Source organism: Halarchaeum sp. P4 (genome assembly GCF_051195175.1).
Lineage (GTDB): Archaea > Halobacteriota > Halobacteria > Halobacteriales > Halobacteriaceae > Halarchaeum.
Window position 1 is genome coordinate 213,116 of record NZ_JBNTKC010000004.1, and the last position, 17,243, is coordinate 230,358.

Annotated in this window: 13 protein-coding genes; 8 read left to right on the forward strand and 5 right to left on the reverse strand. The window is 69.4% G+C overall.

All coding sequences use genetic code 11. From position 1 onward, the window contains the following. Positions 1 to 134: 134 nt before the first annotated feature. The 4 genes from ACQUS8_RS14085 (at position 135) to ACQUS8_RS14100 (ending at position 4,822) form a co-directional block, all read left to right on the forward strand. A complete protein-coding gene (locus ACQUS8_RS14085) occupies positions 135 to 2,822 on the forward strand; it encodes an alkaline phosphatase PhoX (protein ID WP_435102204.1) in 2,688 nt (895 codons plus the stop codon). 39 nt (positions 2,823 to 2,861) lie between these two features. Further along, complete coding sequence (locus ACQUS8_RS14090) at positions 2,862 to 3,569, forward strand: cell surface protein (RefSeq protein WP_435102206.1); 708 nt, start codon at positions 2,862 to 2,864, stop codon at positions 3,567 to 3,569. Positions 3,570 to 3,595: 26 nt separating this feature from the next. Beyond that, complete coding sequence (locus ACQUS8_RS14095; protein WP_435102208.1) at positions 3,596 to 4,021, forward strand: hypothetical protein; 426 nt, start codon at positions 3,596 to 3,598, stop codon at positions 4,019 to 4,021. An 87-nt stretch (positions 4,022 to 4,108) separates the two neighbouring features. Beyond that, positions 4,109 to 4,822 (forward strand): hypothetical protein, encoded by a 714-nt coding sequence (locus tag ACQUS8_RS14100; protein ID WP_435102210.1) that lies wholly within the window; start codon positions 4,109 to 4,111, stop codon positions 4,820 to 4,822. Here ACQUS8_RS14100 and glmM read toward each other — a convergent pair whose 3' ends face one another. After that, positions 4,823 to 6,154: a phosphoglucosamine mutase gene (gene glmM / locus ACQUS8_RS14105; RefSeq protein WP_435102212.1), complete on the reverse strand. Its 1,332-nt coding sequence runs from the start codon at positions 6,152 to 6,154 to the stop codon at positions 4,823 to 4,825. Between the two features lie 74 nt (positions 6,155 to 6,228). Here glmM and ACQUS8_RS14110 point away from each other — a divergent pair, with 74 nt between their 5' ends. Then, positions 6,229 to 8,085 carry an ATP-binding protein gene (locus ACQUS8_RS14110; protein ID WP_435102214.1) on the forward strand — a complete coding sequence of 619 codons (1,857 nt, stop codon included), beginning with the start codon at positions 6,229 to 6,231 and terminating at the stop codon, positions 8,083 to 8,085. Positions 8,086 to 8,175: 90 nt separating this feature from the next. Next, complete coding sequence (locus ACQUS8_RS14115; RefSeq protein ID WP_435102216.1) at positions 8,176 to 9,513, forward strand: erythromycin esterase family protein; 1,338 nt, start codon at positions 8,176 to 8,178, stop codon at positions 9,511 to 9,513. Between the two features lie 65 nt (positions 9,514 to 9,578). Here the strand turns inward: ACQUS8_RS14115 and glmU are convergent, their stop codons facing one another. Then, positions 9,579 to 10,787: a bifunctional sugar-1-phosphate nucleotidylyltransferase/acetyltransferase gene (glmU, locus tag ACQUS8_RS14120; RefSeq protein WP_435102218.1), complete on the reverse strand. Its 1,209-nt coding sequence runs from the start codon at positions 10,785 to 10,787 to the stop codon at positions 9,579 to 9,581. Between the two features lie 192 nt (positions 10,788 to 10,979). On the opposite strand from glmU, the gene ACQUS8_RS14125 reads away from it, so the two are divergent. Then, a complete protein-coding gene (locus tag ACQUS8_RS14125) occupies positions 10,980 to 12,068 on the forward strand; it encodes a CobW family GTP-binding protein (protein WP_435102221.1) in 1,089 nt (362 codons plus the stop codon). On the opposite strand, the gene ACQUS8_RS14130 is transcribed toward ACQUS8_RS14125, so the two are convergent. The 3 genes from ACQUS8_RS14130 to ACQUS8_RS14140 form a co-directional block, all read right to left on the reverse strand. Next, positions 12,065 to 12,220 carry a hypothetical protein gene (locus ACQUS8_RS14130; RefSeq protein WP_435102223.1) on the reverse strand — a complete coding sequence of 52 codons (156 nt, stop codon included), beginning with the start codon at positions 12,218 to 12,220 and terminating at the stop codon, positions 12,065 to 12,067. The two genes, ACQUS8_RS14125 and ACQUS8_RS14130, sit on opposite strands and share 4 nt — an antisense overlap. 121 nt (positions 12,221 to 12,341) lie before the next feature. After that, positions 12,342 to 13,520, reverse strand: a complete 1,179-nt coding sequence (locus ACQUS8_RS14135; RefSeq protein ID WP_435102322.1) for a glutathione-independent formaldehyde dehydrogenase — start codon at positions 13,518 to 13,520, stop codon at positions 12,342 to 12,344. A 195-nt stretch (positions 13,521 to 13,715) separates the two neighbouring features. After that, on the reverse strand, positions 13,716 to 14,627 hold the full coding sequence (locus ACQUS8_RS14140) for an EamA family transporter (RefSeq protein ID WP_435102225.1): 912 nt from the start codon (positions 14,625 to 14,627) through the stop codon (positions 13,716 to 13,718). 159 nt (positions 14,628 to 14,786) lie between these two features. On the opposite strand from ACQUS8_RS14140, the gene ACQUS8_RS14145 reads away from it, so the two are divergent. Then, complete coding sequence (locus ACQUS8_RS14145) at positions 14,787 to 17,009, forward strand: alkaline phosphatase D family protein (protein ID WP_435102227.1); 2,223 nt, start codon at positions 14,787 to 14,789, stop codon at positions 17,007 to 17,009. The last annotated feature ends 234 nt before the right edge of the window (positions 17,010 to 17,243 follow it).

A 17,243-nucleotide genomic window follows, 5' to 3' on the forward strand; every position in this document is an offset into this window, starting at 1 on the left:
GTCGGCATGCGAGCGGTCGTGTCGGAACGAACTAGTGTGAGAGACATACTCAAACTCTCGTCTCCCGTCCAATAGGTCGCCTCTCGTACACCTCATATAAAGAGACTAAGTGGGGAAGAGAAACCTCCACGTGCATGGTCGACCTGACCCGACGCAAACTCATGGCATCGTCAGTCGCGGCTGCGCTCGGCGCGAGCGTTGGCGCGAGTGGCGTCGCGAGCGCGGACGTCTCCGAGACGAACACCCCCGGCGCACCGAGCGTCGAAGGCGAGCTGAAGCGGTTCGCGACCACGTCGCTCGGCGCCGAGGTGACGGGCCCGTTCGTCTTCGAGGACGGCACGCTCCTCTTCAGCCACCAGCACCCGAGCACGGACAACCCCGGCGTCTACGGGAAGGCCGGCATCGGCTACGTGAAGGGCTTCAACTTCACGTTCGACGGGAGCAACGACGACTTCAGCGAGGTGTCGACGCCGCAGACGGAAGACGAGCGGGGGCGCGTCCGCGTCGGCGAGGGCGAGTACACGTTCCTCGCGACGCAGGAGGACGCCATCAACGGCGGGAGCGAGCAACTCGGCGTCCCGACGACGCCCGACGGCACGGACATCGACAAGTTCGCCGGCAGTCGCTACAGCGAGGCGGGCCACACGCCGGACTGCAACCAGTTCGTCCCGACGAACGAGGAGGGCACCGAGGGCTACCTCTTCACGAACTTCGAGGCCAGCCCCGGTAACGTCACGCGCATCCCCATCAGCAAGGAGGGCGGCGAGTGGAACGCGGACCTCGAGAACGCCATCAACCTCTCCAACACCCAGCCCTACCGCGACATCGGCGGCACCCGCATCAACTGCTACGGCGACCGCAGTCCGTGGGGGACGATGATTTCCTCCGAGGAGGAGTACGGCCACACGCGCGTCTCCTACACCGCCACCGTCGGCGACATCGTTGAGAAGGGCACCGGCGAGGGCCTGCGCGGCGGCCGCGAGTTCTGGAACCGTCCCGACCCGACGGGCATCCAGAACGCCGTCGACAACGAGTACAGCGACGTCGAGGGGTGGTCGCTCCAGGGCTACTGGGCGCTCGCCGGGCTCGAACTCCTCGCCTACTACCTCGGCGCCGACCCGGTCGACCAGCGCGACTTCGACGCGAGCACTGACAACTCCATCGGTGGGAGCGAGGCCGCCGGCAGCAACACGCTCGAGCCGATCGGCGACGTCTACCCGAACCCGTACCGCTACGGCTACCACGTCGACATCCGTGAGCCCGAGGCCGACACCCCCCAGCCTATCAAGTACTACGTGATGGGGCGTGCCGCCTGGGAGTCCCCGGACATCCAGAGCGACCGCAAGACCGTCTACGGCTGCTCCGACGGGGACAGCAAGGGCATCTACAAGTTCGTCGCCGACCGGCCCATCGACAGTTACGACGACCCGATGGACATCGCGGGCACCATCTACGCGCCGAAGATCACGAACGACGCCGCGAACGCCGCCGAGGCCGGCCAGCGCAACTCCCCCGCGACCACCCCGCTCGAGGTCGAGTGGATCGAACTCGGTCACGCCACCAACCGCGAGGTCGCGTCGTGGATCGCCGAGTACGACGACGTCACCCAGGTCGACTACCTCGAAACTCACGCCGACACCGACTGGCAGGAAGACCTCGACGCCGCCATCGAGGAGGCCGACAAGGAAGTCATCGAGAACGGGAACCAGAACTACATCACCGACGAGGAAATCGTCAAATGGGCCGAGCAGTTCGAGAAGCGCGGCCCCGACGGCGTCGACGAGGACCTCCGCAAGGTCCCCTTCCTCGAGCTGCGCGCCGCCGCGAAGGAAATCGGCGCCTCGCTCGAGTTCAACAAGGCCGAGGGGGTCGACAGCATCGAGGGTGCCCAGCCCGGCGACTTCGTCTACTTCGGCATCTCCGAGTTCAACGACGACCTCGCCAACGAGACGGGCGACGTCCGAATGGCGCGCGTCGACGGCGGCGTCGTCTACCGCGCCGAACTCGAACGCAACTTCAACGTCTCGCGGCTCGAACCGGTCGTCACCGGCCCGGACAGCACGGACTCTGCAGCCGTCTCCGACGACGCCGTCGTGAACGTTGACAACGTCTACGTGATGGACGACGGCCGCGTCCTCTGCTGTGAGGACGCCGACCAGCTCGGGCGCTCCTACCCGAACGACTGCATGTACGTCTACCAGCCGAACGTCGTGGTGGACGCCGGGGCGCTCGCCGTCCGCAGCGGCGCGACGGGCACCGTCGAACTGACGGCGTCCTCGCTCCCCACCGGCTTCTCCGGTGGCGAAATCACCGTCGAACTCGCGAACAGCAGCGTCGGCACCATCACCGGCGTCGAGTTCCCGGACGAGCTCGGCCTCACCAAGCGCAGCGTCAGCGACGACGGCTCCAGCGCGACGATTCGGGTCGCCGACGTCGAGGAGAAGGTGCAGGGCGGCGGCCACGACGTCACGCTCGCGACGCTCACCGTCCGCGGCGACGGCTTCGGCACCACCGACCTCGAGGTGACCGTCCACGGCTTCGACGACGAGAACGGCTCGGCCCTCCAGACGGAGGCACGCGCCGGCCTCCTCGTCACCGGCCCAACGGCCGTCACGGGCTCGAACGCCCCCAAGGACCACGACGGCGACGGCCTCTACGAGGACGTCAACGGGAACGGCCGGATGGACTACGAGGACGTCAACGCGCTCTTCGAGAGCTTCGACTCCGAGAGCGTCCGGCTCAACAAGGGCGCCTACGACTTCAACGAGAACGGCGAACTCGACTACGACGACATCGTCGACCTCTACCGAGGCGTCAACTGACACACCAGCCACCCGCCGTCAGAACGACCACACACCGCCATGCTCCCAGACTCCACTGACCGCCCCGGCCGACGCGTCGCCGTCGCGCTCGCGACGCTCGCCGTCGTCGGGACGGCGTTCGCCGTCGGCACCGTCGGCGCACAGCCCGCCCAACAGGACGTCGCGCTCGACGACACCGCAGCGTCGACGCAGGCGAACCAGACGACGGCCCCGGTCGTCCTGACGGCCGCACCGAAGGGGCTCGCCGGCTACTACCTCCGCGTGAGCGTCGAGGGGTCGGCGAACGCCCGCATCGCGAACGCCAGCTACCCGGACCGGTTCGGGTTGACGACCGACCCGCGCGTCGGCGAGGACGGCCGCACCGTCGTCCTCGAGGCTGCCGACCTCGACGGGAAGGTCCAGCCGGGCGCGACGAACGTGACGCTCGCGCGCCTCGCGCTCGTCGGCGCGACCGAGAACACCACGCTCACCGTCGAACCCGTCCAGTTCGACACCGACAACGGCAGCGTGTTCCAGCCGTCGCTCCGAACGAGCACGCCAGCCGGGGACGCCACGACGGACGCCGGCAGTACGAGCGCCGACGCCACCGCGCCGACCACGACCGAGAGCGACGCACAGCAGTCCGTCGCGCAGAACGCCGTCTCCTCGTCCGACGGCGTACTCGGCGGCGCCCTCGTGCCCGCCGCGCTCGGCGGCCTCGTGCTCCTCGTCGTCGGCGTGCTCGTCGGCCGCCGCATCGGCTCCTAACCACCCCACCCCTCCACCACACCACTATGTCGCTATCTACTGACTCACCGAGCGAGCACAGCGTCGTCGAAGAGTACGTCCTCGGCGTCCGCATCGTCGAATGCGAGGGCGCGGACGGCCCGCGCTACCGCTTCGAGGCACCCGAACACGAGGGCATCACCTTCGAGGACGCCGACCTCGCGCGCCTCTACGCCGACGTCTACTTCGACGTCAACGGCTTCCAGGAGGCCGGCACCGGCGAGCGCGGCGTCCCGCCCATCGTCATTCAGGCGGGTCGGGACACCCTCGCCGCCTACCTCCTCACCCAGCCCGGAACGGACATCCACTGGGTCGCGTCCTACTACGGCCGCGAACCCGAGGTCATTCGACGGCACGTCGACCAAGTTCGGGAGCGCGGCGCCGAAATCCGGCGCGGCATCGCCGACCGCGGCATCGACGAGGCAGACGCCTGAGGCGCGCGTCTCGTCCCCGCTGCCCCAGCCCCCTGCCGGTCTCTCCGCTCCCCTAGACGTTTCACGGTCGCGTCCGATAGCCGACGCGTGTCCCCAGACAAACACCCCCTCCCCGGACGTAGCGCCGGCGCCCTCCGCGTCCTCCGCACCGCGCTCTCGGTGCTCCCGGACGCGCCCGGTATCGTCGTCGTCTACGTCGTGCTCGCGTTCGTGACCGGCCTCTCGACCACCATCGGCAACCTGCTTTCCGCTGCTGTCCTCGGGTTCGCCATCACCCTCGCCGCCGGCGTGCTCCAGTTGGACACCGAGGGTGAGCCGTCGAACTCGCTCGGCGTCCGCCTCCTGCTCGCCGTCATCGCCGCCATCGTCGCCGGCTTCGTCATCCTCATCGGCATCGTCTTCCTCGTCCTCCCGGGACTCTACCTCGCGATCCGCCTCCGCCTCGTCGCCGCGTCCGTGATGCTCGAGGACAGCGGCCCGCTCGAGGCGCTCAGCCGGAGTTTCGAGTTGACGAAGGGCCACACGCTGACCGTCTTCGGCGTCTGGGCCGCCACGACGCTCCTCAACGTCCTCGTCGCGAGCGTCGTCGTCCTCGCGCTCCTCGGCGGCGTCCCGTCGCTCGACTCGCAGGCAGCCCTCCAAGCGCTGCAAGGCGCGCTTTCCGTCGGCGCCGCCGCCGGCACGCTCGTCTCCGGGCCGCTCATCGCCACCTCGGACGCCGTGCTCTTCGGGATGTACGCCGGCAGTGAGACGACCGCACAACCCACCGACCCGACGGCGAGCGTCGCCGAACGGCCCTAGTCAGACCGCCTCGTCGAGTAGCTGTTCCGCCTCCGCGAACACCTCGTCGGCGCGCTCCTCACTCCGCGCCTCGGCGGTGACCCGGACGATGGGTTCGGTGCCGCTCGGTCGGAGGAGGAACCACGCGTCCCCGAGGTCGACGCGGACGCCATCGAGCGTGTCCACGTCGTCGTAGGCGTCGTGGACGGCGTCGCGCACGCGGTCCATGACCGCGCTCTTGTCCGCGACCTCGCGGCTGTCGCGGCGAATCGGATACCGGTCGAGCGCGGCGAGACGCTCGCCGAGGGCCGGGCCGTTCGCGACGAGTTCGACGAGTTTCGCGGCGGCGAGCGGGCCGTCCGGGCAGAGCGTCTCGCCCGGGAAAATCCACGCGCCACTGGGTTCGCCGCCGAAGACGACGTCGTCCTCGGCGGCGCGCTCGGCGACGTAGACGTCGCCGACGCGGGTGTGAACGAGGTCCGCGCCGACGTCGGCGAGCGCGTCGTCCACGAGGAGGCTGGTGTCGACGGGCGCGGCCACCGTGTCGCCCTCGCCGGCGAACGCCTGCGCGAACACCGCGAGGAGGGCGTCGCCGGCGACGAACGCGCCGTCGCCCGTCACCGCCATCATGCGGTCGGCGTCGCCGTCGTGCGCGAGGCCGAGGTCCGCGTCCGAGGACGCGACGAGGTCGCAGAGCGACTCGCAGTTCGCCGCCGTCGGCTCGCTCGGCCGGCCGGGGAAGCGCCCGTCCGGCTGGGCGTTCAGCGTCTCGACATCACACCCCAACTCGACGAGGGCGTCCACGGACGCGGTGCCCGCGCCGTTCCCGAGGTCCACGACGACCGACGGGGCGTCCGCGGGGTCGACGTCGACGGCGTCCACGACGGCCGCGACGTGACGCTCGCGCGCGCCCGGCCACTCGCGGCGCCCGCCCGTCTCGTCCCAGGCCGCGTAGTCGAACTCCTCGGTGACGAGGCGCTCGACGATTTCCTCCTGCATCGGCGTGTCGAACGCCTGCCCGGAGGGCTGCCAGAGTTTGAGGCCGTTGTACTCGGAGGGGTTGTGGGAGGCCGTCACGGAGACGCCGGCGTCCGCGTCCCGCCACGCGACGCTGCGAGCGACGGTCGGCGTCGCGGCCGGCCCGAGGTCGACGACCTCACAACCGCACTCCGCGAGGCCGGCGGCGAGCGCGTCCAGCAGGAACGTCCCACTCTCTCGTGGGTCGCGCCCGACGACCACGCGGTCGGCGTCGTCGGCGAGCGCGCGCCCGACGTTCAGCGCGAGGTCGGCCGTGAGGCCCTCGCCGACGCGCTCGCGAATCCCGCTCGTCCCGAAGTACTCCCGTCGTTCCATACCGCTGGAACCGCACGGGACCCACAATAGGGTTATCCATCAGTTTTTTCCGGCGAGCGACACAACCTCATATATTGACATCTTCGATACGTCGACGCGCGTCCGTCCTCGTCGTCGCCGTCCTCGGCCTCGTCCTCCTCGGGCCGCCGGTCTTCGACATCCTCGATGACTGGCTCTATCGCCCGTTCAAGCCGCTGTGGACGACGCTCATCGAGAACGGCGTGGGCGTCGCGCTCGCGGGCGGCCTCCTCGTCGGGAGCCTCTGGCTCTACCAGCGCGACTGGGAGGACGAGTACGTCTCCGCCGCCGCGCGCTGGGTGCTCGTCGTCGTCGTCGGCCACGCCGCCGTCATGGGGTGGATTCTCTACGTCCAGGTCGTCCTCCAGAACGACATCAAGCCCTACGTCATCGCGATGGACAGCGTCGTGTTGAGTGCGGACGTCGCGCTCGCCGTCGGCGTCTACAGCGCCCGGAGCAGGCGCGCCCGCGACGCGCTCGAACGCGAACGCGACCGCCTCGCCGCACTCTACGAGAACACCGACGACCCCATCGCGACCGTCCGACTCGCCGACGACCCAGTCGTCGAGACGGCGAACGAGGCGTTCCTCGAACGCTTCGACGGCGGAATCGCGGAGGTACTCGAGGCCGCGCCGCGCGCAATCGCGGACGGCGGCGTCGGCATCAACGCCAGCGCCATCGAGACGCTCGAGTACGAGTGGGGCGGCCCCGACGGCGACCACGACTACCTCGTGAGCGTCACGCCGATTCGCGACAGCGACGCCGACTCCGACCGGCAGACGCGCGCCCACGTCCGCATCGCCGACATCACCGAGCAGAAGGAACTCGCCCGCGAGCAGGCGGCGCGCGAGCGCCTCGAACACCTCCATCGGGTCACCTCCGACCTCGCGTCCGTCGACGAGGAGGGCGACGCCTACGAGCGGACGCTGAACGCCCTACGTTCGACCGTCGAGTTCGACGAGGCGTGCGTCGTCGTCGCCGGTGACGTCGTCGCGAGTCGCGGCACCCACGGTGCCGTCGACCCCGACGCCATCGAGCGCGTCCAACCAGACGCCGCCCCGACGGACGGCGGCGCGCTCACGCGAACGACCGAGGACGGCCGGCGCGTCCTCACCGTCCCCATCGGCGAGGACGCCGTCCTGCAGGCCGGTCTCGCGACCGGGTCGTTCCGCGAGTCGCAGGTGACCGCCGCCGAACTGCTCGGCATGCACCTGCGCGAGACGCGACGCCGCCTCGCACGCGAAGACCGACTGCGCGACCAGCGCGAGCGCCTCGAGTTGCTCAACCGGACGTTCCGCCACGACCTGCTGAACGACGTGAACGTCATCACCGCGCGCACCACCCTGCTCGACGACTACGTCACCGACGACGGCGCCCGCTACCTCGACACCGTCCACGAGCGCGTCACCGACATGGAGGAGCGCATCCAGACGATGCGCTCGCTGATGCAGGCCGTCGAGGACGACGACCACGACCTCGCGCCGGTCCCGCTCGCGACGACGCTGAAGGGCCAGGTGGGCGAGGCACGCGACGCCTACCCGAGCGCCGCCTTCGAGGTCGAGACGCCGGTGCCGGACGTCGCCGTCTACGCGGACGACCTGCTCGAGGACGTCTTCGAGAACCTTCTGACGAACGCCGTCGAGCACAACGACGCGGACGCCCCGCACGTCCGGGTCTCCGCCGAACGCGACGGTGACGCCGTCATCGTGACCGTCGGCGACAACGGCCCCGGTATCGAGCCGGAGCGCCGCGACGCCGTCTTCGAGCTCGGCGAGAAGGGGGACGAGAGCGGCGGGACGGGCGTCGGCCTCAACATTTGTGAGCGCGTCGTCTCCTCCTACGGCGGCGAGATGCACATCGGCGAGTCGTCACTCGGCGGCGCGGCGTTCGTCGTCCGCCTCCCCATCGCCTAGGGCGCGTCGCGGCCGTCGTCGACCGGCAGGGGGGTCGGCCGTTCTCCTCCGGCCATCATCCCTTTTCCGTTCCCGGCGGACGACTCCCGTATGCCCCCGCTCACGAGTCGCACCCGGTGGCAGGAACCCGGGGCAATCGAGCGCGCCGCCGACGAGTTCCGCGAGTACGCCCGGCCCGTGGACGGCCCGACGGACCTCGAGGACCTCCTCACCTACCTCGGCGACCGTCGCGTCGTCCTGCTCGGCGAGGCCTCCCACGGCACCTCCGAGTTCTACCGCTGGCGCGCCCACCTCACCGCGCGCCTCATCGCCGACCACGACTTCGACTTCGTCGCCGTCGAGGGCGACTGGCCGAGCTGCCAGACCGTCAACCGCTTCGTGAAGGGCCGTCCCGACGGCCCCGAGACAGTCCGGGCGGCCGTCGACGCGTTCTCGCGGTGGCCGACGTGGATGTGGGCGAACTGGGAGGCCGTCGAGTTCTTCGAGTGGCTCCGCCTCCACAACCGCGAGTTCGAGGACGACGACGTCGGCTTCTACGGCCTCGACGTCTACAGCCTCTACGAGTCGATGGAGGCCGTCGTCGACTACCTCGAGGACGTCGACCCCGACGCCGCTGAGCACGCCCGCGAGGCCTACCGGTGCTTCGAGCCCTACTGGGACGACGCGCGCGAGTACGGCCGCTCCACCCGCCTCGCCCCCGAGTCCTGCGAGGACGAAGTCGTCGAGGTGCTGACTGACCTCCGCGAGGAGCGACTGCACGACGGCGAGGCCGACCACCCGGACGAGCGCTTCAGCGCCGAGCAGAACGCGCTCGTCGCGAAGAACGCCGAGAGCTACTACCGCTCGCTCGCCGGGAGCGGCAACTCGTGGAACGTCCGGGACAGCCACATGACGGACACGCTCGAGCGCCTCCTCGAGCACCACGGCGACGACGCGAACGCCGTCGTCTGGGCGCACAACACCCACGTCGGCGACGCGCGCGCCACCGACATGGAGCGACGGGGCCGCCACAACATCGGCCAACTCGTCCGCGAACGCAACCCGGCCGAGGACGTCGCCGCCGTCGGCTTCAGCACCCACCGCGGCGAAGTCGTCGCCGCCGACGAATGGGGCCGGAAACTCGAGACGATGCCGGTCCCCGAGGCTCAGGAGGGAAGCTACGAGGACGTCTTCCACCGCGCGGGCGGCGAGAACCGGCTGCTCTTCACGGACCGCATCGACGAGGGCGACGCGCTCGCCGACCCACGGGGGCATCGCGCCATCGGCGTCGTCTACCGGCCGTCGCTCGAGTCCGGGAACTACGTTCCGACCGACCTCCGCGAACGCTACGACGCCGTCCTCCACGTCGAGGAGACGGACGCGCTCCACCCCGTCGACGTCCATCCCGAGCGCGAGAAAGTGCCCGACCTCTACCCGATGGGCCTATAGCGCCGTCGAGAGGCACATCGGCCCGCCGATGACGACACCGCACGACCGTGCCGCGCGTCGCGGGCCTAGTTGCCCGTCTCGCTGTCCGGGTCGAACATGACCGTCTCGCCGGGACGCGTCGCGCCCTCCGTCGGGAGTTTCACGCCGGCGTTCAGGCTCGTGTTGATGCCCGTCTTCGCGCCGTCGCCCAGCACCACGCCGAGTTTGCGCCGGCCCGTCTCGGTCACCTCGCCCTTCACGAGCATCTTCACGTCCGCGCCGTCGTGGCGGAGGTTCGCGACCTTCGTGCCCGCGCCGAGGTTCGTCTCCCGGCCGAGCACGCTGTCCCCGACGTAGTTCAGGTGGGGCGCGTGCGCGTCCGCCATCAGCACGCTGTTCTTCACCTCGACGCCGTGGCCGATTTTGCCGCCCGGCCCGAGGTAGGTCGCACCCCGGACGTAGGCGTTCGGCCCGACTGTCGCGCCCGCGTCGATGTACGCCGGGCCCTTGATGACGACGCCCGAGCGCACCGTCGCGCCCTCCTCGACCACGACCGTTCCCGAGAGTTCGGCGTCGTCGTGGACGTCGCCGTCGATTCGGCCGTCGAGTTCGCCGAGCTTCCACTCGTTCGCCTCGAGGAGTTCCCACGGTCGCCCGACGTCCAGCCAGCGCTCGAAGGCGACGGGCGCGACCGAATACTCCTCGCAGGCCCGCGCGAGCACGTCCGTGAACTCGAGTTCGCCGCGCTCGGACTCGCCGACGTCCAGCCATCCCTTCGCCGCCGCCGGGAGGGCGTACGCGCCCGTGTTCACGAGGTCCGAGGGCGGGTCGGCGGGCTTCTCGACGACGCCGGTGACGCGCTTGTCGGCGTCGTCCGTGATGAGGACGCCGTACTGCGTCGGGTCCGCGACCCGGTAGGCGCCGACCGCAGGCGCGCCGTCGTAGAGCGCCGACAGCGAGTCGTGGTCGTAGAGCGCGTCGCCGTTCAGCACGACGAACGGCTCGTCGGCGAGTTTCGGCGCGGCCGCGCGGACGGCGTCCGCGGTGCCGCGCTGTTCGGTCTGCGTCGCGTAGTCGAGGTCGACGCCCGCGTACTCCTCGCCGAAGAACTCGCTCACCGAATCGTCGTCCGGTTGCACGACGAGGACGACGCGGGACGCCCCCGCTTCGGCGGCGGCCTCGACGGTGTGCGCGACGAGCGGCCGCCCCGCGACGGGGAGCATCGGCTTCAACTGGCGGTCCGTCAGCGGCCGCATCCGCGTTCCGCGGCCCGCGGCGAGCACGACTGTCTGCATGGCTCGCAAATCGGCCGAGGGATATAAAGAACCACGTGAGTCGGCCGCCCGAGCGGGGCACGTGCCGCCACAGGTTGCTGCGACGACGGGGTGCGTGGCGTATGGCTGCCCGCCCAGTGCGACATGCGTACAGGCCGACCGACGTACCGGAGGGCGAACCTTTTAGCGGTCCGCGCCGAATCACGAGTCGTGATGACGGAGCCCATTCCGGTGACGGTCGTGAGCGGCACCCTCGGCGCGGGGAAGACGACGCTGGTCAACCACGTCCTCGCGAACCAGCAGGGGTACGAGGTGGCGGTCATCGTCAACGACATGGGCGACGTCAACGTCGACGCCGAACTCGTCGCCGACCGAAACGAGGAGACGGGCGTCGTCGACCTCTCGAACGGCTGTATCTGCTGTCGCCTCCAGGACGACCTGCTCACCGAGGCGCGACGGCTTGCCGAGGAACGCGACTTCGACTACCTGCTCGTCGAGTCCTCGGGCATCAGCGAGCCCGTCCCGGTCGCACAGGTGTTCCTAGAAGGGTCCGAGGCGAGCGACGTCGACCCCACCGAGCACTTCCGCCTCGACACGATGGTCACCGTCCTCGACACCTACGGCTTCTGGAAGGAGTTCGACGCCGGCGAGAGCCTCCCCACGGGTGCCGACGCGGACGACGACCGGCCCCTCAGCGAGGTACTCGTCGAGGGCATTGAGTTCTGCGACGTCCTCCTGCTCAACAAGTGCGACATGGTGCCCGCGGACGTCCTCGAGGACGTCGAAGCCGTCGTACGCGAACTCCAACCGCGTGCCGACGTCGTGCGCACCACGCACTCCGAAATCGACCCCGGGAGAATCCTCGACACCGGCCGCTTCGACTACGCCGAGGTGTCGCGCTCGCAGGGCTGGAAGCGCCACATCGCCGACGACGGCGACCACGGTCACGCACACGACGGGGAGAGCGCCGCCGAACAGCACGACGTCGCCTCGTTCGTCTACCGCAGCGAGCGCGCCTTCCACCCCGAGCGCCTCGCGGCGTGGCTCGAGGACCCGGACCCGACGGTCATCCGCGCGAAGGGCTTCTGCCACGTCGCCGGCGTCGAGGACGTCATCGGGTTCAGTCAGGCCGGCACCGCCGTCCAGGCCGGCCCCATCGGCGAGTGGGACGAGGGCGACGACCGGCAGACGCGTCTCGTCTTCATCGGGCAGGACCTCGAGGAGGACCGTCTGCGCGCGGAACTCGACGAGTTACTCATCGAGGAAGGCGAAACCGCCGAGCGCAACCCGTTCCCGCTCTAGAGGTCGAGTTCGTCCTGCAGGTCGTCCCACGACTCCTGGAAGCCGTGCGTCGACGTCGATTCGACCTCCGCGTAGGCGTCCTGATAGAGGTCGTCGTACTCGATGAGTTGCCCCCACCCGTTGTCGTAGACTGCGCCACAGTAGATACACATACGCGGGCGTACGCGGTACGGAACCATACCTGTTGTCCCGTCGGGCGGCACGTCGGCGACGACACGACGCGTCGCTCAAGTCGAGGGTGAGGAGTCGTGCGAAAAAACGGAGTGGATCGGGTTACGGCTCGAGGATGACCTTCGTGACGCCTTCCTCGCGCTCGTCGAACTTCTGGTACATCTCGGGGGCGTTCTCGAGGGCCTCGCGGTGCGAGACGACGAAGCTCGGTTCAGCGCGGCCGGCGACGATGAGGTCGCGCAGATAGCGGTTGTAGGCCTTCACGTCACACTGGCCGGTGGCGAGCGCCTGGCCCTTCTCGAAGAGCTTCCCGAAGTCGATGCCGAGGCGGCCCGCGGCCTCCATCTCGCTGATGGTCTCGGGCGCCCCGGGGTCCTCGGGGACGTAGAGGCCGATGATGCCGAGTTTGCCCTTCGGCTCGACGACGCGGATGAGCTGGTTGATGAGGACGCCCGGGTTCTCCTTCGTCGGGTCGTAGGGCTCGTCGTCGTCGCGGGCCTCGTCGGGTTCGACGGACTGGTAGCCGACGGCGTCGACGCCCTTGTTCACTTCGCCGCCGTTCGCGTCGATGATCTGCTCGACGGGGTTGCCCTCCTCGAAGTTGATGGGCGTGGCGTCACAGTACTCCTCGGCGAGTTCGAGGCGACTCGAGACGCGGTCGACGACGTAGATCTCGGATGCGCCCTTGATTTTCGCGCTGTAGGCGGCCATGAGGCCGACGGGGCCGGCGCCGAAGACGGCGACGGACTCGCCGGGCTGGAGGTCGGCGAGTTCGGTGCCGTGCCAGCCCGTCGGGAAGATGTCCGCGAGCATCGCGAAGTCGTCCTCGTGGCCCTCGTCCGGGAGTTTGAGTGCGTTGAAGTCCGCGTACGGGACGCGCATGCGCTCGGCCTGGCCGCCCTGGAAGGGGCCCATGCCGACGTAGCCATACGCCCCGCCGGCGGGGACGCCGCCGGACGGGTTGACGTTCAGACAGAAACCGGTCTTGCCTTCCTCACAGTTCTTACAGTGGCCGCAGGCGACGTTGAACGGGATGGATACGCGGTCGCCGACGTCGAGCGAGTCGACGCCCTCCCCCACTTCGTCCACGACACCCATCGCCTCGTGGCCGAAGACGATACCTTCCTCCGCGGCGGTCCGCCCCTCGTACATGTGTAGGTCGGACCCACAGATACAGGTCGACGTGACGTCGATGACGATGTCGTTCGGATGCTGGATTTCAGCGTCTTCGACGTCCTCGACGGCGACCTCGTGCGGTCCCTTGTACACGACTCCTTTGATGGACATTGGTATATCCCCGCACGGTACTTCAGTAGGAATTATGATAAAGCCTCGGGTAACTGTTCAGCCTGCCGATATATCTCCGCACCGACGACAGGCAGAGGAGGGCAGACATCGGGCATCGCGCAGGGCGTCGCGACTGCCGGACCGGTGTCGACTGACGCGTCGTCTCGCATGCGACGAGTGCCGTACTGCTCACCAGACGACGAGCACTGCGCCGACGACGACGCCAACGGTGCCGAGCGCGACGTGCCGCGTGACGCGCTCGGTGTCGAGGAAGGCACTGGCGAACGCGAGCGTGAACAGCGGCACCGTCGCGACCAGTGGGTCGACGACGACCACTCGGCCCGCGGGCGCGGCGAGCGCGCTGAACACCGCCACCATCCCGCCGGCGAGGCAGACGCCGCTGGCGAGGAACGGCGGCAGGCTCGCACGCGGCGGCGCGAACACCGACCGGCCGCCCGTCGCGCCGAGGACGACAGCGAGCGTGAGGAGGCCGACGAGTTCGTTCGTCGCCACCGCCAGCAGGACGCTCACGTCTGCGGTCTGCAACCCGGAGCGTCGGAGGACGCGACTCGCCGCGAACGTCGCCGCGGCGACCAGCGGGAGCGCGAGGTCACGGCGCTGCCAGCCGCCGCGCTCGCCGCCGCCGTGGCTCCGGGCACGTTCGAGGACGATGAGGCCGCAGACGAGGACAGCCACGCCGAGGGCGCTCGTGGGCGTGAGGTGCTCGCCGAGGGCGGCGACGCCGAGTGCGGTGGCGAAGAGCGGGCGGACGCTGATGGCGGCGCTATAGACGCTGGCACCGAGGCGGTCGAGACCGACGAGACCGACGAACCGCCCGAGACCGGTGCCGAGCGCGCCCGTCACGGCGAACAGCGCGAGCGTCGCCGGGTCGACGGTGGCGAGGGTGTCGAGCACGCTGACGCCGTTCATCGCGACCAACACCGTCCAGACGACGGCGGCGTCGACGGCGAGGGCGACGAGGACCGCTTGGCGCGCATCGGCGCCGCGGTTGAGTCCGTGTTTGATGAGGACCGGGCTCGCCCCCCAGAGCACCGCCGCGAGGACGGCGAGCGCGTAGACGGAACTCGCGGAGAGGGACACGACTGGTGCGTCGCGCGTCGCGCCGAAAGGCGTCACGGCCCCACAGGGCGCGCCGGCGGTACGAACGGTTCCGTGGGTGTTAGTACTGTAACATATATACTGTCACCAATACATAGGGGAAATATAAAGCTAGTCGGGGGCAGCATCGAATCGCCGCCCATGGACCTCGAACGTCCACCGAACCCCGACCCGACCGCACAGAACCGCCGACAGTTCCTGCAGCGCACCGGTGCCGCAGGACTAATCGCCGCGGTCGGCGTCTCCGGCAACGCCACGGCCGCGATGGACGAGAGCGGCCAGTTCCAGCGCGACCCCTTCACGCTCGGCATCGCGTCGGGCGACCCCCTCCCGAACGCCGTCGTCATCTGGACGCGCCTCGCACCCGACCCGCTCACCGCGGGTGGCGGGATGCCCGAGGAGAGCGTCGACGTCGCGTGGACCGTCGCCACCGACGAGGCGATGACCGACGTCGTCAAGACGGGGACGGCGACCGCCGAGCGCGCCCACGCCCACACCGTCCACGTCGACGTGCAGGGCCTCGAGCCGAACACCGAGTACTACTACCGCTTCGAGGCCGGCGGGAAACGGAGCCCGGTCGGCCGGACGAAGACGGCGCCGAAGCCCGGCGCGTCCGTCGACGAACTGCGCTTCGCGTTCGCCTCCTGTCAGGCGTGGTACGACGGCTTCTACACGGCCTACGACTACATGGCCCGTGACGACCTCGACTTCGTCGTCCACCTCGGCGACTACATCTACGAGTACGGCATCGGGCCGAACGGCGGCGTCCGCAACACCTCCGTCCCGCAGGCCTACCGCGACGAGCCGAAGTCGCTCAAACGCTATCGGCTCCAGTACGGCCTCTACAAGTCCGACCCGGACCTGCAGGCGGCGCACGCGAACGCGCCGTGGCTCATCACGCGCGACGACCACGAAGTCGACAACAACTGGGCGGACGAGAACCCCCAGGACCCGAAGAAGCAGACCGAGGAGGAGTTGCTCGCGCGCCGCGCCGCCGCGTTCCAGGCCTACTACGAGCACATGCCGTTCCGCCAGGCGCAGAAGCCCGAGGACGAACACCAGCGCCTCTATCGGAACTTCACGTTCGGCGACCTCGCGGAGGTCAACGTCCTCGACACCCGCCAGTACCGTGACGACCAAGCCTGCGGGGGTGGTTTCAGCCTCATCGACTGCGAGAAGCGCCTCGAGGAGGATCGCACCATCCTCGGCGACGACCAGGAGCAGTGGCTCCTCGAGAACCTCTCGGAGTCGACGGCGACGTGGGACGTGCTCGCGAACCAGCTCCCGCTCGCGCGCATGGACTTCGAGAAGGGGAAGAAGGAGGGCTATCGGATGGACCAGTGGGACGGCTACGTCGCCGACCAGGAGACGGTCCTGAGTGCCTTCGAGACGGAGGTCGAGAATCCCGTCGTCGTCACGGGCGACTTCCACAGCAGCTGGGCGAACGACCTGATGGGCGTCGAAAACCCCGACGAGCCCGTCGGCACGGAGTTCATCGGCACCTCCATTACCTCCAGCGGCGACGGCACCGACATGGACGACTTCGGCCGGCGCGTCATCCGGGACAACGAGAACGTCCACTACTACAACAACAAACGCGGCTACGTCCGGTGTACGCTCACGCCCGAGGAGTGGACGACGGAGTTCCGCACCGTGGATTACGTGACGAAGCCCGGCGCGCCCGTGCGGACGGACGCCACGCTCACCGTCGAGGCGGGGTCGCCCGGCCTCCAGCAACCCCCGACGACCGTCGGCGTCGAGTCGCTCGCCGTCGGGAACGGGACGGCGGCCACGACGGACCTGACGGCGCGCTGGCTCGACGAGGGCCTCTCGGGCGCGTCGGTGACGCTCACCATCACGGACCCCGAGGTCGCGTCCTTCACGGGCGTCTCGACGCCGGACGCGTTCGGGATGACCGAAACGTCCGTCTCGAACGACGGAACGACGGCGACGCTCCGCCTCGTCGACGTCGAGGAGAAACTCGGCGCGGTGCCCGGCGGGACGGACGTGACGCTCGCGTCGCTCGACGTCCGCGGTGACGCGACGGGCACGACGGACGTCGAGGTACAGGTGAACCAACTCGACGACGACGCCGGGAACCACGTCGAGACGCGCACGAGCATGGGCGTCGTGGTGGTCGGTCCGCCGACGGTCACGGGCTCGAACGCCCCGCAGGACCTGAACGGCGACGGCCACTACGAGGACGTCAACGGCAACGGCCGGATGGACTACGACGACATCAACGCGCTCTTCGAGAACTTCGACTCCGAGAGCGTCCGACTCAACAAGAACGCCTACGACTTCAACGCGAACGGCAAGCTCGACTACGACGACGTCGTCGACCTCTACAAGCAGGTGAACTGAACGGGGCGACGCGGCGCCCCACGCCGTGTGGCGGTGCCATCCCGTCCGACCACGCTCTTCACGCAGACCGTGTAGTAATACTGACTGGGAATACTGTCTAAGCATACTGCCAGTTGTGCAGAGAACGGACCGGCTCTCTCATCACGGTTTGCCGAGTTCCGATGCGCCCACCGACGCAGGGTGGCCCGATGGATGCGGTGGGCGGCGTCGGCGCCAGCGGCGGACCGCGTCGCG

Coding starts and splice junctions, on each gene's coding strand:
- ACQUS8_RS14095 (WP_435102208.1), top strand. CDS start 3,596: ATGTCGCTATCTACTGACTCACCGAGCGAGCACAGCGTCGTCGAAGAG.
- ACQUS8_RS14145 (WP_435102227.1), top strand. CDS start 14,787: ATGGACCTCGAACGTCCACCGAACCCCGACCCGACCGCACAGAACCGC.
- ACQUS8_RS14090 (WP_435102206.1), top strand. CDS start 2,862: ATGCTCCCAGACTCCACTGACCGCCCCGGCCGACGCGTCGCCGTCGCG.
- ACQUS8_RS14115 (WP_435102216.1), top strand. CDS start 8,176: ATGCCCCCGCTCACGAGTCGCACCCGGTGGCAGGAACCCGGGGCAATC.
- glmU (WP_435102218.1), bottom strand. CDS start 10,787: ATGCAGACAGTCGTGCTCGCCGCGGGCCGCGGAACGCGGATGCGGCCG.
- ACQUS8_RS14125 (WP_435102221.1), top strand. CDS start 10,980: ATGACGGAGCCCATTCCGGTGACGGTCGTGAGCGGCACCCTCGGCGCG.
- ACQUS8_RS14085 (WP_435102204.1), top strand. CDS start 135: ATGGTCGACCTGACCCGACGCAAACTCATGGCATCGTCAGTCGCGGCT.
- ACQUS8_RS14130 (WP_435102223.1), bottom strand. CDS start 12,220: ATGTGTATCTACTGTGGCGCAGTCTACGACAACGGGTGGGGGCAACTC.
- glmM (WP_435102212.1), bottom strand. CDS start 6,154: ATGGAACGACGGGAGTACTTCGGGACGAGCGGGATTCGCGAGCGCGTC.